The organism is Primorskyibacter aestuariivivens, assembly GCF_028023675.1.
In the GTDB taxonomy this organism is placed as follows: domain Bacteria; phylum Pseudomonadota; class Alphaproteobacteria; order Rhodobacterales; family Rhodobacteraceae; genus Marinovum; species Marinovum aestuariivivens.
On the sequence record NZ_JAQIOZ010000003.1, the window covers coordinates 138,995 to 152,844 of the forward strand.

18 protein-coding genes are annotated in these 13,850 nt (G+C 61.8%); 7 read left to right on the top strand and 11 right to left on the bottom strand.

The window, feature by feature from the left end; translation table 11 throughout:
* Positions 1 to 44 precede the first annotated feature (44 nt).
* Positions 45 to 173: a hypothetical protein gene (locus tag PGB28_RS02780; protein ID WP_271419960.1), complete on the top strand. Its 129-nt coding sequence runs from the start codon at positions 45 to 47 to the stop codon at positions 171 to 173.
* 124 nt (positions 174 to 297) lie between these two features.
* Here the strand turns inward: PGB28_RS02780 and ccoP are convergent, their stop codons facing one another.
* Genes ccoP through ccoN form a run of 4 tightly spaced genes read right to left on the bottom strand, consistent with a single transcriptional unit; the run spans position 298 to position 3,738 of the window.
* Entirely contained in the window at positions 298 to 1,179 is an 882-nt protein-coding gene (gene ccoP, locus PGB28_RS02785; protein WP_271419961.1) for a cytochrome-c oxidase, cbb3-type subunit III, read from the bottom strand.
* A complete protein-coding gene (locus PGB28_RS02790; protein WP_271419962.1) occupies positions 1,176 to 1,367 on the bottom strand; it encodes a cbb3-type cytochrome c oxidase subunit 3 in 192 nt (63 codons plus the stop codon). Before PGB28_RS02790 ends, ccoP begins: the two co-directional genes overlap by 4 nt.
* A 14-nt stretch (positions 1,368 to 1,381) precedes the next feature.
* On the bottom strand, positions 1,382 to 2,110 hold the full coding sequence (gene ccoO, locus PGB28_RS02795; RefSeq protein ID WP_271419963.1) for a cytochrome-c oxidase, cbb3-type subunit II: 729 nt from the start codon (positions 2,108 to 2,110) through the stop codon (positions 1,382 to 1,384).
* 14 nt (positions 2,111 to 2,124) lie between these two features.
* A complete protein-coding gene (ccoN, locus tag PGB28_RS02800) occupies positions 2,125 to 3,738 on the bottom strand; it encodes a cytochrome-c oxidase, cbb3-type subunit I (RefSeq protein WP_271419964.1) in 1,614 nt (537 codons plus the stop codon).
* A gap of 195 nt (positions 3,739 to 3,933) precedes the next feature.
* On the opposite strand from ccoN, the gene PGB28_RS02805 reads away from it, so the two are divergent.
* Positions 3,934 to 4,773 carry a universal stress protein gene (locus PGB28_RS02805; protein ID WP_271419965.1) on the top strand — a complete coding sequence of 280 codons (840 nt, stop codon included), beginning with the start codon at positions 3,934 to 3,936 and terminating at the stop codon, positions 4,771 to 4,773.
* A 16-nt stretch (positions 4,774 to 4,789) separates the two neighbouring features.
* Here PGB28_RS02805 and PGB28_RS02810 read toward each other — a convergent pair whose 3' ends face one another.
* Positions 4,790 to 5,224, bottom strand: coding sequence for a DMT family transporter (locus PGB28_RS02810; RefSeq protein WP_271419966.1), 435 nt, complete (start codon positions 5,222 to 5,224; stop codon positions 4,790 to 4,792).
* 126 nt (positions 5,225 to 5,350) lie between these two features.
* On the opposite strand from PGB28_RS02810, the gene PGB28_RS02815 reads away from it, so the two are divergent.
* The 3 genes from PGB28_RS02815 to ppk2 all read left to right on the top strand — a co-directional run bounded on the left by PGB28_RS02815 (position 5,351) and on the right by ppk2 (position 7,271).
* Entirely contained in the window at positions 5,351 to 5,737 is a 387-nt protein-coding gene (locus tag PGB28_RS02815) for a c-type cytochrome (protein ID WP_271419967.1), read from the top strand.
* A 61-nt stretch (positions 5,738 to 5,798) separates the two neighbouring features.
* Positions 5,799 to 6,212 (top strand): c-type cytochrome, encoded by a 414-nt coding sequence (locus PGB28_RS02820; protein WP_333908214.1) that lies wholly within the window; start codon positions 5,799 to 5,801, stop codon positions 6,210 to 6,212.
* Between the two features lie 81 nt (positions 6,213 to 6,293).
* The gene (ppk2, locus tag PGB28_RS02825) at positions 6,294 to 7,271 is read left to right on the top strand and encodes a polyphosphate kinase 2 (protein WP_271419968.1); all 978 of its coding nucleotides are present in this window, start codon (positions 6,294 to 6,296) and stop codon (positions 7,269 to 7,271) included.
* Positions 7,272 to 7,419: 148 nt separating this feature from the next.
* Here ppk2 and PGB28_RS02830 read toward each other — a convergent pair whose 3' ends face one another.
* From PGB28_RS02830 to PGB28_RS02840, 3 genes are all read right to left on the bottom strand, one after another.
* Positions 7,420 to 7,917, bottom strand: coding sequence for a MarR family winged helix-turn-helix transcriptional regulator (locus PGB28_RS02830; RefSeq protein ID WP_271419969.1), 498 nt, complete (start codon positions 7,915 to 7,917; stop codon positions 7,420 to 7,422).
* Positions 7,918 to 7,989: 72 nt separating this feature from the next.
* Positions 7,990 to 8,235, bottom strand: coding sequence for a succinate dehydrogenase assembly factor 2 (locus PGB28_RS02835; RefSeq protein ID WP_271420175.1), 246 nt, complete (start codon positions 8,233 to 8,235; stop codon positions 7,990 to 7,992).
* Positions 8,236 to 8,273: 38 nt separating this feature from the next.
* Positions 8,274 to 8,672, bottom strand: coding sequence for a helix-turn-helix domain-containing protein (locus tag PGB28_RS02840; protein WP_271419970.1), 399 nt, complete (start codon positions 8,670 to 8,672; stop codon positions 8,274 to 8,276).
* Positions 8,673 to 8,768: 96 nt separating this feature from the next.
* On the opposite strand from PGB28_RS02840, the gene PGB28_RS02845 reads away from it, so the two are divergent.
* Both PGB28_RS02845 and PGB28_RS02850 read left to right on the top strand, forming a co-directional pair.
* Positions 8,769 to 9,971, top strand: a complete 1,203-nt coding sequence (locus PGB28_RS02845; RefSeq protein WP_271419971.1) for a pyridoxal phosphate-dependent aminotransferase — start codon at positions 8,769 to 8,771, stop codon at positions 9,969 to 9,971.
* Between the two features lie 4 nt (positions 9,972 to 9,975).
* Positions 9,976 to 10,377: a hypothetical protein gene (locus tag PGB28_RS02850; RefSeq protein ID WP_271419972.1), complete on the top strand. Its 402-nt coding sequence runs from the start codon at positions 9,976 to 9,978 to the stop codon at positions 10,375 to 10,377.
* A 298-nt stretch (positions 10,378 to 10,675) separates the two neighbouring features.
* Here the strand turns inward: PGB28_RS02850 and PGB28_RS02855 are convergent, their stop codons facing one another.
* The 3 genes from PGB28_RS02855 to PGB28_RS02865 form a co-directional block, all read right to left on the bottom strand.
* On the bottom strand, positions 10,676 to 11,074 hold the full coding sequence (locus tag PGB28_RS02855; protein ID WP_271419973.1) for a hypothetical protein: 399 nt from the start codon (positions 11,072 to 11,074) through the stop codon (positions 10,676 to 10,678).
* 19 nt (positions 11,075 to 11,093) lie between these two features.
* Positions 11,094 to 12,149: an extracellular catalytic domain type 2 short-chain-length polyhydroxyalkanoate depolymerase gene (locus tag PGB28_RS02860; protein ID WP_271419974.1), complete on the bottom strand. Its 1,056-nt coding sequence runs from the start codon at positions 12,147 to 12,149 to the stop codon at positions 11,094 to 11,096.
* A 256-nt stretch (positions 12,150 to 12,405) separates the two neighbouring features.
* Positions 12,406 to 13,767 (bottom strand): MATE family efflux transporter, encoded by a 1,362-nt coding sequence (locus tag PGB28_RS02865; protein ID WP_271419975.1) that lies wholly within the window; start codon positions 13,765 to 13,767, stop codon positions 12,406 to 12,408.
* Positions 13,768 to 13,850 lie beyond the last annotated feature (83 nt).

The following is a 13,850-nucleotide window of genomic DNA, read 5'->3' on the forward strand; positions in this document are numbered from 1 at the left end:
GACCCATTGGCGCGCAACACGGCATCACGGGAAAGGGCAACGCCATGATTGATCCGATCATTTTCCACAGCGACGCCGCGATGCGCCGCGAAAAAACGCCGCTCAGGCCCTATCGCGACACACGCTGGCCCTGGCGCCGCGGGCGTTGGGGCACGCCGAAGCCTCAGAGCTGATACGAAAAAGGCGGCCCCCGTTACAGGGGCCGCCAGTTATATTCAGGTGCCGGATGCCTAGGAAACGCGCGAACAGGAAGGCCCCGGCACCTGGCCGGAGGCGGAAAGACCGCCTCCGGTGTTCTTATTCCGGTGTGGCCTCGCCACCACCCAGGCCGTGCACATAGGTGGCCACGGCGCGGATCTCGGCCTCGGACAGACGCCCTTCCCATGGCGGCATCACGCCGTAGCGGGAATTGGTCACCGTCTCCATCAGGGCGTCATAGCTGCCGCCATAGAGCCAGATCGCGTCGGTCAGGTTCGGCGCACCCTGGAACCGGTCGCCGGTGCCTTCATCCATGTGGCAGGCGGCGCAATTGTCGAGATAGATCTCTTCGCCCGCGGCCACGAGGCTGGCATCCTGTGCCTCGCCCGAGAGCGACATCACGTAATTGACCACCGAGGCAACCTCTTGTTCTTCGAGGATGTCGCCAAAGGCCGGCATCTGCGAGAAACGCGCATTGTCGTTCTCTTCGTTGCGGATGCCATAGGCGATGGTCTCGTGGATGGCTTCGATATCACCACCCCAGAGCCAGTCATCGTCCAGCAGGTTCGGGTAACCCGAGGCCTGCGCGCCCGCCGCGCCCGACCCGTGACATTGTGCGCACCAGGTGCGGAACACGGCGGCACCGGCATTGTTGGCATAGGTCAGCAGTTCGGGATCTTCGGAGATCGCGGTCAGCTCGGTCTCGACCAGCTTGGCGTTGATCGCCGCGTTGGCGTCTTCGACAGCCTTGATATCCGCGGCCACTTCGGCACGGGTGGAGTAGCCCAGCACGCCCGCGGTCGCAGATGTGATCCCGGGCCATGCCGGATAGGCGATGGTATAGCCAATGCCCCAGACGATGGTGGCATAGAAGGTATACAGCCACCATTTCGGCATTGGCTTGTTGTATTCCTTGATGCCGTCCCATTCATGGCCGGTCGTCTCATAATCGAGATCGTCGTTCTTGTTGTCGGTGCTCATGTCCGCACCTCCTTTTCATCCGCAAGGGCGGGTTTGTCGTCATGCCGCAGCGGGATATTGGCGCAGTCCCTGTGCTCGGCCCAGCTGCCCGGGCGGAACACCCAGGCAACCATGCCGACAAAGAACGCAAAGAGCACCAGAAGCCCCCAACTGTCAGCGAGTTCACGCAGGAAAGAATAGGTTTCCATGATCCACCCCTCCCTTAGCGGCTTGCATCCGGCGTGAAGGTCGAGAAATCGACCAACGTACCCAGCATCTGCATGTAAGCGATCAGCGCATCAGCCTCGGACACACCCGGTTGAGCGTCGAAGTTGCGTACATTGATGGCGTCGCCGTAGCGCTCAAGCAGCCCGTCATAATCCGCGTCGGGATCTGCCTGTGCGGCAAAGTCAGCCTGTGCACTTTCGATCATCTCGTCCGAATAGGGCGTACCCAGCAGCTTATGCACCGACATCAGGTCGCCGATATAGCGACCGTCGATGAGCGTGCGCTCAAGCTGGTCGTATTTCGGCATGACCGATTCCGGCACCACCGATTGCGGGTCGCGGAAGTGATCCACATGCCACGCATCCGAGTAGCGGCCACCCACGCGGGCCAGGTCGGGACCTGTCCGCTTGGAGCCCCACTGAAACGGGTGGTCATACATCGACTCCGCCGCGAGGCTGTAGTGGCCATAGCGTTCGACCTCGTCCCGCATGGGGCGGATCATCTGGCTGTGGCACACATAGCAGCCTTCGCGGATGTACACTTCGCGTCCGGCCAGTTCGAGCGGGGTGTAGGGGCGCATGCCCTCGACCTCTTCGATCGTGTTGTCGAGGTAGAAGAGCGGCACGATCTGCACCAGCCCGCCAATGGTCACGACGAGAAAGCTGAAAATCAGCAAAAGCGTCGCGTTGGTCTCGAGGATTTTATGTTTGTCGAGAATTGCCATCTGTCCGGTCCTCCTTATTCGGCCGGCGTGGCATGCGCTGCGGCGGTGTCGGCATCAACAGCCGGGCCACGTGTCGCAGTCATCCACAGGTTATAGCACATGATGACAGAGCCAGCGAGGAACAGGACCCCACCCAGACCGCGTACCACATACATGGGCAGCTTGGCATCCACGGTGTCAGCGAACGAGTTCACGAGGAAACCGTTGGCATCGACTTCACGCCACATCAGGCCTTCCATGATCCCCGTCACCCACATCGAGGCGGCGTAGAGAATGATGCCGATGGTCGCGAGCCAGAAGTGCCAGGACACCAGTTTCAGGCTATAGAGGCCCGTCCGGTTCCACAGCTTCGGCACCAGGAAGTAGAGCGCACCAAAGGTGATCATACCGTTCCAGCCAAGCGCGCCGGAATGCACGTGACCAATGGTCCAGTCGGTGTAGTGTGACAGCGAGTTCACCGCGCGGATCGACATCATCGGACCCTCAAAGGTGGACATGCCGTAGAAGCCGACAGAAATCACCATCATGCGGATCACCGGATCCGTGCGCAGTTTGTCCCATGCGCCCGACAGCGTCATCAGACCGTTGATCATGCCACCCCAGGACGGCATCCACAGCACGATCGAGAACACCATGCCCAGCGTCGAGGCCCAGTCAGGCAGCGCCGTGTAGTGCAGGTGGTGCGGACCGGCCCAGATATACAGGAAGATCAGTGCCCAGAAGTGGATGATCGACAGCTTATACGAAAAGACGGGACGTTCGGCCTGTTTCGGGATGAAGTAGTACATCATGCCCAGGAAACCGGCGGTCAGGAAGAAGCCCACAGCGTTGTGGCCGTACCACCACTGCACCATCGCGTCCTGCACGCCCGAGAAGACCTGCACCGATTTGGAGCCCCAGATCGAGACCGGAATCGACAGGTTGTTGAACACATGCAGCATCGCCACGGTGACGATGAAGGCCAGGAAGAACCAGTTGGCCACGTAGATGTGGGGCTCTTTCCGCTTGATGATCGTGCCGAGGAACACGGCGAGGTAGACCAGCCAGACAATCGTCAGCCACAGGTCAATGTACCATTCCGGTTCGGCATATTCCTTGGACTGGGTGGAACCCAGCAGGTAGCCTGTCGCCGCCAGCACGATAAAGAGGTTGTAGCCCCAGAACACGAACCACGCGGCATTGCCGCCCCACAGCCGCGCGGCGGAGGTGCGCTGCACGATGTAGAAAGAGGTTGCGATCAGCGCGTTGCCGCCAAAGGCGAAAATCACGGCGCTGGTGTGCAGCGGGCGCAACCGGCCAAAATTGGCATAGCCTTCCGACCAGTCAAAGTTCAGCGCCGGAAAGGCCAGCTGAAACGCGATGAACGTGCCGGCGAGGAAACCAACCACGCCCCAGAAAGCGGTGGCAATCACCCCGGCGCGGACAACGCTATCATTGTAAGAGGTTGCAAGTGTCGCGGCAGGCACCGGTTCATCCGTGCGCCGCAAGGTCCACAGGAACATGCCGCCAGCGACCACCATGATCAGCAGGGCATGCACCATATAGGCCAGATCACGCGCGTAATTGGCCGCGATCATCGCGAAGAGCGTGATCAGACCAAGCGCAATCAGCTTGATATAATTCGACATTTTTCGTCCCTTCGTCTTGCCCCATACGATTCGAATGCCGCGGGGGGCGGATTTAGACTGATCGCTTTCTGCGCGTGCACAGGAAAAGGCGCATTGATCTGGGTCAATTTGTTAGGCGCAAAGATTTGACGTGCCTCAAGGTGTCACAGGTTGGTCTGCCCTAAGCTGGGACCAGGCAACAGGAAGGGTTGAGCCATGTCGTACAAATCTCTTTTGACCGTTTTGACCGATCCCAATCTGGCACCGGGGCTGCTGGGCCAGGCCACAGAACTGGCGGCGCGTCTGGATGCGCATCTGGACGTGCTGTGCATCGGCGTGGACCGGACGCAGACCGGGTATTACTATGCCGGGGCCAGCGCCCTGGTCCTGCAGGAAACCATCACCCGTGCCTCGCGCGAGGCCGAAGAGCTTGAAGCTTTTGCGCGCAAGGAATTGGGCAAGACCGATATTCGCTGGGGATGCGATCACACCGTTGCGCCGATTGCCGATCTGGGTCGGCATGTGGCAGGGCACGCGCGGTATTCCGACCTTGTCGTGCTGCCCCAGCCCTATGGCGAGGAGCGCGGTGCAGAGCTTGAAAGCGTGGTCGAGGGGGCCTTGTTCGAGGGCCGCACCCCGGTGCTAGTCATGCCCGAGGGCGCATCCTTGGCCACCTTGCCCAGCAGGATAGCGCTGGCCTGGAACGAAAGCGCCGAGGCGTTGGTCGCTGTTCGTGCGGCGCTGCCCTTTATCGCGGGGGCGGAGCGGGTGAACGTGGTGGTGATCGATCCGCCCACCCACGGGCCGAACCGCTCCGATCCCGGCGGGCTTTTGTCGCAATACATCACCCGCCATGGCGCGCGGGTCGAGGTGGACGTGCTGGCGAAATCGCTGCCGCGCGTGTCCGATGTGCTGCTGCGTCACGCCACGGATACCGACACCCAGATGATCGTGATGGGCGCTTACGGCCATTCGCGGTTCCGCGAGGCGATCCTTGGCGGGGCGACGCGCAATATGCTGGAGCAGTCGAAGCTGCCGGTCTTCATGGCGCATTGATCCGGGTGGATCGGTGTCAGGCCTGCTGGGTAATCCAGACCCCCAGAGCCATGACGCCGATCCCCAACGCGCGGGTCATCGACAAGGGCGATACCTGCGCAGTGAACAGCCCGAAATGGTCGATGGCCGCAGCGCTGATCAACTGGCCCAGAAGCACAAAGAAGACCGCGTTCCCAACCCCGAATTTCGGCGCGATAAAGGTGATGGAGAGCACGTAGAACGCCACCAGAAGCCCCGCGAGAAACAGATGTTTGGGGGCCTCGGTTGCCCGGGTCAGCGCGGCTGGTCCAGTCACGAGCAGCACCGCCCCGGTGGCCAGCAGTGCCACGCAGAACAGGATCGTCGCGGCCGCAACCGGAGAGCCCAGCCGGACACCAAGCGCGGCATTGAGCGCCGCAAGAATCGGGATGCCGATCCCTGCGGCCAGCATGGTCAGGGCATAGACGGGCATGGTGTCCTCCGTTCAGGTTGCTTGTGCATGGTCCCGATTTCATGAAAAGACGCAAGCAATGAGGTGACGGCCAGCAGGGCCATCCGATAAAACCACCCGAAAAACAGCAGTATACAGGACAGTCCCATGTTTCGTTTGATGTTGATCTTTTGCACCCTGTCTCTGGCCGGGTGCCAGTTGCCCGCCACGTCGGGCAGCCATCTCTACGCGCGCCACTGCGCCGACTGCCACGGGCGCGACCTGCGCGGCGGTGGTGCCCTTGCACCGGACCTGCCCATCGCGCCGCCCGATCTGACAGCGCTGTCGCAGGGCAATGGCGGGGTATTTCCCATGGTCGATGTCATCGCCCAGATTCACGGCTATCCCGGCCGCCATCATCGGGGGTTGATGCCCGAATTTGCGCCCGAGCTGTCGTCGGAGCCTGCAACACTTACGACGACCGAGGGGCGGGAGCTTGCTGTGCCGACGGCGATTCTTCGGATTGCACAATATCTTGAATCGCAACAGCAATAACGCCATTGCCCCGTGCCACATGCTTTGACACACTGGACCCAACAACACAGGGAACCGTCTTATGACCCCGATGCGCCACACTGTTCTGGCCTGTGCCGCCCTTGGTGCGCTTGCCGCCTGCAAGCCCAATGAAATGCCCGAGGCCAATGAAGGGCGCAGGCTCTTCGTCGAAAATTGCGCCATGTGCCACGGCCCGGACGGCACTGGCAACGGACCCGTCGCGCGAAGCCTGAACCCGCCGCCCAAGGACCTGACGCTGATCAGGGCGCGCCATGACGACACGTTTCCCCGGGCCAAGGTGCTGTCGATTCTCGACGGTTACACGCGGGTCGACCTTCCGGGGCAGAACATGCCGGAATTCGGCGATCTGCTGCGCGGCGACCTGATCCCGCTGGACACGGGCGACGGTATCCTGACACCCACGCCGCGCAAGCTTGTCGCGTTGCTGGAATATCTGGAGAGCATCCAGAAATAACGTCCCGCGCCTTGACCCGGATCAAGGCGCGATCGTTACAAAACCGTCATACTTTGCGGGATTTTCGTGAAGGAGACGCGCATGACGACAACCGCAAGCCCCACCCGGGCGAATTCCAAGGCCAAATCGGCCGCTGCTGCTGCCAAGCCTCAGGCATCCGAACCCACAACACCGGCAGAGGATGCTGTGGCCGCGATTGACGGTGTGCCCACATCGACGTCGCTGCTCACCGCGTTTGAACGCGGCGAATATCCGTATTCGGAGAAGATGGGGCGGTCGGAATATGAAAAAACCAAAGCCCAGCTTCAGGCCGAGCTGCTGAAGGTACAGCTTTGGGCGCAGGAGACCGGTCAGAAATTCGTGCTGCTCTTTGAAGGGCGCGATGCGGCGGGCAAGGGCGGTACGATCAAGCGCTTTACCGAACATCTCAATCCCCGCGCGGCGCGGGTTGTCGCGCTGAACAAACCCACGGATGAAGAGCGCGGGCAGTGGTATTTCCAACGCTATATCAACCACTTGCCTACATCCGGCGAAATGGTGCTCTATGATCGGTCGTGGTACAACCGGGCCGGCGTCGAGCGTGTCATGGGGTTTTGCGAACCGACCGAGTATCTAGAATTCATGCGCCAGACCCCCGAGTTGGAACGCATGCTGACCCGCTCCGGCATCAAGATGTACAAATACTGGTTCTCGGTGACGCAGGACGAACAGAAACGGCGCTTCGACAGCCGCGCCACCGACCCACTCAAACAGTGGAAATTGTCTCCCATCGACAAGGCGTCGCTGGCCAAATGGGATGACTACACCGAAGCGAAAGAGGCGATGTTCTTTTATACCGACACCGCCGATGCGCCCTGGACGGTGGTCAAGTCCAACGACAAGAAGCGCGCGCGGATCAATTGCATGAAGCATTTCCTGAGCACGCTGGATTATCCCGGCAAGGATCCCGAGATCGCCGATGGCCCCGACCCGTTGATCGTGCATTCGGCGCATCATGTGGTGCACCGGACGGATCATATCCTGGGCAAATCGCTGCATCCGGACCAGCGCCGGACGTGATCGTCGCGTGACGGGGCAGAGGCGCTCCGCAACGCGACGCGAAAATGGGTGGCCCGCGGGAAATAAGGGGAGCGCGGACCACCCGGGGAGGGCAGGGCGATGAGGGAAGCCTCGTCGCCCTGATGTCGTCAAGAGGGACAGCGACCGTTCAGTAGATATACCGGATCTGGTCGGCCCAATACCGCTCGACGCGGCGCAGGGACGAGGTGATATCCTCGATCCCCTCAGGGCCCAGCACGCCCTTGGATTGCAGCCCGTCCGCGTGGCGGGCAAAGAGGCTGGAAACCACGACACGTACACCGCGGCCCTTTTCCGTCAGCCTGACGCGCACTGAGCGGCGATCGATTTCGCAGCGCTGATGGTGCATATAGCCCATTTCCACCAGCTTCTTGAGATTGTAGCTGACATTGCTGCCCTGGTAATAGCCGCGCGATTTCAACTCGCCCGCCGTCACCTCATTATCGCCGATATTGAACAGGAGCAGCGCCTGAACCGCGTTGATCTCGATCACGCCAACGCGTTCGAATTCGTCCTTGATCACGTCGAGCAGCAATCGGTGCAACCGTTCGACAAGCGCCAGCGCTTCAAGATACCCGGACATGAACCCGGCATTGCCGGTCCCGGGCAAGGGGGTGTGCATACTCATTCCGGCCTCCGCCTTTTTCCGTTTTCGCGAAATTGACGGAAAAAGCCGAAGAAACGGTTAAGCGGCGCGGGATTATCCGCGCAGGCCCACGCCACCCTCCACATCCAGCGCCACGGCGCGGATATCGGCGATCATCGGGCGCAGCGGGTCGGGCGCCTCCTGTTGCCCCGAGACCCATTGATACAGGTCCTGGTCATTCTCGGACAACAGCGCGTCATAGGCGTCCAGTTCGGCATCGCTCATCGTGGCCAGCCGCGCGTCGGAATAGGCGATCAGGATCAGGTCCATTTCCTTGATCCCGCGCCGCATCGACCGCATGGCCAGCCGCTTGAGCCGCGCTTCACGCGGTTCGGTCGTCACACCGTTTCCTCCATCAGTTTCAGGCGCAGTTTCTTTTCCAACCGGCCCAGCTTGTCCGCCTGGGTTTTCATGGTCGCCTTCATTTCGCGGATCTCGATCAGGATGTCGTTGATCTCGGGCGCGATCGTTGAGTCATCTTCGGGATGCGACACGCCTTCGCCTTCGCCGTTGAGCAGCCACATGAACGAAACATTGAGCAGCCCGGCCATCATGGACAACCGGTTGGCACGCGGCTCCGAGATGTCCTGTTCCCAGTCCTTGAGCGTCTTGAGCTTCACGCCAAGCCGCTTGGCCAACTGGCTTTGGGTCATGCCCGCCTGTTCGCGCGCGGCGGCCACGCGGTCGCCAAAGGTCGCGGCATCGGGTCCGTACCAGTCCTGTGCGTCGTCATGCATGTCGGTTGTCTCCTTCGCGCGCCGATCCCGCTTGATCGGCTGTCGCCTGCAATCTAAGACAGGTGCCATTGCAATACAAACCACAGGCCCGACCCCATGTCCCTGCTTTCCGACACGCTTGCCCGTGTCAAACCGTCGCCCACCATCGCCGTCACCACCAAAGCGGGCGAATTGCGCGCCGCCGGGCGCGATGTGATCGGGTTGGGCGCGGGGGAACCCGATTTCGACACGCCCGCCCATATCAAGGCCGCGGGCATTGCCGCGATCGAGGCGGGCCGCACGAAATACACCGCCGTTGATGGCATCCCCGAGCTGAAACAGGCGATTTGTGACAAGTTCGCGCGCGAAAATGACCTGAGCTATACCCCGGATCAGGTCAGCGTCTCCTCGGGTGGCAAACAGGTGCTCTATAACGCGCTCATGGCGACGCTGAACCCGGGCGATGAGGTGGTGATCCCCGCGCCATACTGGGTGAGCTATCCCGATATGGTGCTCTTGGCCGGTGGCACACCGGTGATTGCCGAGGCGTCCATTCAGACCGGTTTCAAACTCACCGCTGACCAGCTTGAGGCGGCGATCACGCCCAACACCAAGTGGCTGATCTTCAATTCGCCGTCGAACCCCACCGGGGCCGGCTATAGCCGGGACGAATTGAAACAGCTGACCGATGTGCTGATGCGCCATCCCCATGTCTGGGTGATGACGGACGACATGTATGAACATCTCGCCTATGGCGACTTCCAATTCTGCACTCCGGCGCAGGTGGAACCCCGGCTCTATGACCGCACCCTGACGGTCAATGGCGTGTCCAAGGCCTATGCCATGACCGGCTGGCGCATCGGCTATGCGGCAGGGCCCAAGGAACTAATCGGCGCGATGCGCAAAGTGCAGTCGCAAAGCACGTCGAACCCATGCACCATCTCGCAATGGGCGGCGGTCGAGGCGCTGAGCGGCCCGCAGGAGTTCCTCAAGGACAATGTCACCCTGTTCCAGCGCCGTCGCGATCTGGTGGTTGAGATGCTGAACGCGGCCCATGGCATCACCTGTCCGGTGCCGGACGGGGCGTTCTATGTCTATCCGTCGATTGCCGAACTCATCGGAAAGACGTCGGAAAGCGGTGTGGAGATCACCGATGACGAGGCGTTTGCCACCGCGCTTCTGGAAGAGACCGGGGTGGCTGTGGTCTTTGGTGCCGCCTTTGGCGTGTCACCCAATTTCCGGGTGAGCTACGCCACCTCCGAGGCGGAACTGGAAGAGGCCTGCCGCCGGATTCAGCTGTTCTGTAGCAAGTTGAGGTAAGCCTATGTCCAGCGATCTGCCCGAGTATTATTTTCGCGTCCGGGAAAACGGCGCGTTGGTGTTCCGGCTCGATACCGAGAACCGGAACCGGCGGATCGAAATGGACCAGATCGCCGTGGTCAATATCCGCAATGGGGAGGTCAAACCCCATGGCGGGCGCGAGTTGACCGAGGCCGACATGGCCGAGATCACGGCTTGGATGGAAGAGCGCCAGGCCACGCTGGCCGCGCGCGACATCGACGACATCCTGCGCGCGGTGGATCACATGAACCTGACGACGCAATGGGCGCAATCCAAGGCGACGCCGGAGCAATTGGAACATGTGACCGATGCGCTGTTGCTGGCCATGCATGACCTGCGCACGGTGCTGGTGCGGAAAAAGGCGGACCGGTTGTTGAAGGAGTAGGGGTGCTTGGGTCGAATGTCCGGACGGTGGACGGAATGGACCTTGCTCAAGCCGCGCGTCGGCGACGCGCGCGGGGGCGAACCAACGGTTGAAAATGGCACTTTATGCCAACCAAATCCGTAGAACCTTTCAGCTTTGCGCCTGCATCAGCCAAATCGCCGCCGCGTAGGGGCGCGTCGGCGATGCGCGGCGGCCTTCGGCCTTGTCTCCGCGCGGGCAGTGTCCAGCGTGAGCTCAAAGTGCTCTCATTCCTGTAGGCCACGCCCATGCGCCGAAATGCCCTGCCATCTGTCGGCGTTCAGCTCCCACCCTTGTCACGCGCCTCCAATTGCCGGGTCAGCCAGAAGCCGTAACTCACCCCCACATTGTCCATCAGTTCGGACCATTGCTCGGCCTGTGCATTGACCTGTGCCTGCGCCTGCAGGGCGATGTTGCCGACCCGTTCGACATATTTCGGCACCGTGTTGGCGCCGTCGAGCGATTGGGCATAAAGCCCCCAGCGGGTCCAGTCGCGCAGCCAGCCGATTTGCAGATCGGCCGCGCGTTTGTAGCTCGCGCCTGCCAGTTCCAGCACTTCAGCCATGGCACCCGGCGCAGGCGGGGCGCTGGCCAGTTGCACGGTGTTTTGCAGAGTTTCGCAGGCGCGGGTGGCCTGTTCGGTCTGCAGCTTCGCGGTGGTGGTCAGGAAATGTTCCATGATGGGCTCCTTTGCCGCTTTACTGACCGCTCAGCCGGGTCAGCATGGCGTGGATGGCTTTGATCTGAATGGCGTTCTGACTGTAATAGTCGGGACTGTTCTGGTCTTTGGCGCTGTAGCCCCACCAATCCCAGCACCCGTCGGGGTTCTGCGCGGCGTTGCTGTCGCCGCCATCGGCCTGCGGGAAGAGCAGGATGAGGTCATTGGCCTCGGCCCATTCCATGTAGCCGGTGCTGCGCATGTAGCGCGCGCCATAGGGCGGCTGGTTCTGGATGTCTTCGCGGCCATTGACGAAATCCACATAGGCGTAGCCCTGTTTGCAGCCATGCAGCACGATATGCACGCCGATGGCTTTGCTGTTTCCGGAGGCCACGCGGGACGGGATATAGGCATAGCCGAACTCAGCCATGCTGGCGCGATCCTGTGCAAACCCGATGAATTCGGCCTGCTCGAACCGGATGAACGCGCCAAAGGCGTCCTCGGCGGGGGGATTGGCCCCGGGATAGAGGTGGTCGAGGATCTGGTGCGACTGGATGAAGTCGCCTTCGTTGATATAGGGCGGCTGATTGGATGAGAGCGGTGAATCCTCGGGGTTCATGGTGATGATCGAATGCCCCGCGGGCACGTCATCGACAAACATCAGCCGGTCCCCGGTGATGCCCAGCTTTTCGTAGAACTCGCGGGTTTTGCGCACGGCGAGCTGGTTGACCACCCGGTCACAGGTGCCGGTGAACACATAGGCCCGCTGATCGGCCAGATTGTCGAGCGGGTCGATATGCGCCGTGTCCCGGGCGAGGGCGAGCAGGTGATCCACATCCGGCGCGGTGCCTTCGGTCAGCGGCGACATGGCCACATAGAGCGCGTTCAGGATGTTCGACGTGGGTGTCGTGGCGGCGGCGCGGTAGTTTTCGGACGCGCGATAGGGGCCGCCCGCGATCACGCCCGCGCCGATGAAGCTGGCGGAATGGGCGACATGCAATTGCACGGTCATGAACGCGCCCGAGGACAGGCCGGAGATGGAATGGCGTCCGTCTGTCTCGAAGGCGGGCAGGGGGGAAACGAAGTGGTCGAACATGGGGACCCTCTGAAAATGCTGCGGTGCGGAATAATCTGCTGCCATGTTCTGCGCTGCAGCATGGCTTGGCGAGTCAAATCTGCGTGGGCGCGACAGTTTATCCGGATGCGCGGGGCGGCGTGATCAACTTGTGGTCGTTCTTACGGGGGTTGATCCAAAGGCGCGCTTTGCGCACAGGTCGGTTTGCGTTCAGGCCACGCAGGCCTTGGGGGCGCTGCCCCCAAACCCCCGGCGTATTGGAACAGAGAAGAAGAGATCAGGTCAGGCGTTGGTCAAGTCGGGCGGCCTTGGACCAGAAGCGGGTCATCATCATGACCGCAGCCGCGGCAAGCCCGATGACCAGCCCGAACCAGACGCCTGTGCCGCCCCAGCCCAGAACAAATCCAAAGATCCAAGCGGCCGAGAGGCCAAGCCCCCAATAGCTGACCGCTGCCATGATCATCGGTACCGTCGTGTCCTGCACTCCGCGCAACAGCCCCAACGCCAGCACCTGAGCGCCATCGGCAAGCTGGAACAGCGCGGCCATGGCCATCAGCCCGATGCCGATCTCCAGAATGGCGGCGCGGTTGGGTTCGCCCTCGGCCAGAAACAGGTCGATCAGCGGGGTGGGCAGGGTGAGGAAAATGATGATCGAGAGGGTCGCCATCGCGCCCGACAGTGCAATCACGGTCCAGGCCCCACGCTTCAGATGGGCACCGTCGCGGCGGCCAAAGGCATTGCCCGCGCGGACCGTCGCCGCGTTGCTCAGCCCCAGATGCACCATGAAGGCCGCCGTTGCCACCTGAAGCACGATGCCATGGGCGGCCAGCGCGATGGTGCCCAGCCAGCCCATCATGATCGACGAGGCCGCAAACAATCCGACCTCGGCCAGGTTTGTCAGCCCAATGGGCACGCCCATGCGCGTGACCCGCGCCATCACGTCGAAATCAGGCCGCCAGAGGCGCTGGAACAGGTTGTGTTCGGGCAGGGTCGTGCGGGCGTAGATCACCACACCCATGAGCGAGATCACCTGTACCACCATCGACGCCCAGGCCGCGCCAGCCACGCCCAGTTCCGGCGCGCCCCAATTGCCGAAGATGAGCATGTAATTGGCCAGCACATTGCCCAGTGCCGCGATGGCGGTGATCCAGAACACCACCGATGTGCGTTCCAGCGCCGCAAGGTAGCTTTTCATGACCATGACCAGCAACGCCGGGATGACCGCGATCCCGGTGATGCGCAGATAGATCTGGGCATCCGCCGCCAATGCCGGATCCTGTCCCAAGGCCATCAGCACCGGGGCGGAGAACCAGAACAGCGGCAGGAACGCCACACCGAACAGCACCGAAAGCCACATCCCCATCCGCGTCACCCGGCGGATCGTGACCTCGTCTTCTTCGGCCTCGGCACTGGCCACAAGCGGCATCACCGCCCAGGCAAAGCCCGACCCCATCAGGAAGATCACAAAAAACACTGTCGAGCCCAGCACCAGCGCCGCCAGCGCCTCGACCCCGTACCAGCCCATCATCACCGTATCGGTCAGCCCGATAACAAACTGCGCCAGATGCCCGCCGATCAGCGGCAAGCCGATGCGCAGCGTTGCGCGCATATGGTCGGGGTATGACATGGGCGGGGTCATGGATATGCAGTAGCAGACCGGCGGAATTCGGCAAGCCTGTGCCATGCCATGTCACGCGGGGGAAACCGGGCCGCGCCGGTCGC

What these genes read in the sequence shown, in the direction of transcription:
- PGB28_RS02780 (WP_271419960.1), top strand. Translation starts at nt 45, where the DNA reads ATGATTGATCCGATCATTTTCCACAGCGACGCCGCGATGCGCCGCGAA.
- ccoP (WP_271419961.1), bottom strand. Translation starts at nt 1,179, where the DNA reads ATGAGCACCGACAACAAGAACGACGATCTCGATTATGAGACGACCGGC.
- PGB28_RS02790 (WP_271419962.1), bottom strand. Translation starts at nt 1,367, where the DNA reads ATGGAAACCTATTCTTTCCTGCGTGAACTCGCTGACAGTTGGGGGCTT.
- ccoO (WP_271419963.1), bottom strand. Translation starts at nt 2,110, where the DNA reads ATGGCAATTCTCGACAAACATAAAATCCTCGAGACCAACGCGACGCTT.
- ccoN (WP_271419964.1), bottom strand. Translation starts at nt 3,738, where the DNA reads ATGTCGAATTATATCAAGCTGATTGCGCTTGGTCTGATCACGCTCTTC.
- PGB28_RS02805 (WP_271419965.1), top strand. Translation starts at nt 3,934, where the DNA reads ATGTCGTACAAATCTCTTTTGACCGTTTTGACCGATCCCAATCTGGCA.
- PGB28_RS02810 (WP_271419966.1), bottom strand. Translation starts at nt 5,224, where the DNA reads ATGCCCGTCTATGCCCTGACCATGCTGGCCGCAGGGATCGGCATCCCG.
- PGB28_RS02815 (WP_271419967.1), top strand. Translation starts at nt 5,351, where the DNA reads ATGTTTCGTTTGATGTTGATCTTTTGCACCCTGTCTCTGGCCGGGTGC.
- PGB28_RS02820 (WP_333908214.1), top strand. Translation starts at nt 5,799, where the DNA reads ATGACCCCGATGCGCCACACTGTTCTGGCCTGTGCCGCCCTTGGTGCG.
- ppk2 (WP_271419968.1), top strand. Translation starts at nt 6,294, where the DNA reads ATGACGACAACCGCAAGCCCCACCCGGGCGAATTCCAAGGCCAAATCG.
- PGB28_RS02830 (WP_271419969.1), bottom strand. Translation starts at nt 7,917, where the DNA reads ATGAGTATGCACACCCCCTTGCCCGGGACCGGCAATGCCGGGTTCATG.
- PGB28_RS02835 (WP_271420175.1), bottom strand. Translation starts at nt 8,235, where the DNA reads ATGCGGTCGATGCGGCGCGGGATCAAGGAAATGGACCTGATCCTGATC.
- PGB28_RS02840 (WP_271419970.1), bottom strand. Translation starts at nt 8,672, where the DNA reads ATGCATGACGACGCACAGGACTGGTACGGACCCGATGCCGCGACCTTT.
- PGB28_RS02845 (WP_271419971.1), top strand. Translation starts at nt 8,769, where the DNA reads ATGTCCCTGCTTTCCGACACGCTTGCCCGTGTCAAACCGTCGCCCACC.
- PGB28_RS02850 (WP_271419972.1), top strand. Translation starts at nt 9,976, where the DNA reads ATGTCCAGCGATCTGCCCGAGTATTATTTTCGCGTCCGGGAAAACGGC.
- PGB28_RS02855 (WP_271419973.1), bottom strand. Translation starts at nt 11,074, where the DNA reads ATGGAACATTTCCTGACCACCACCGCGAAGCTGCAGACCGAACAGGCC.
- PGB28_RS02860 (WP_271419974.1), bottom strand. Translation starts at nt 12,149, where the DNA reads ATGTTCGACCACTTCGTTTCCCCCCTGCCCGCCTTCGAGACAGACGGA.
- PGB28_RS02865 (WP_271419975.1), bottom strand. Translation starts at nt 13,767, where the DNA reads ATGACCCCGCCCATGTCATACCCCGACCATATGCGCGCAACGCTGCGC.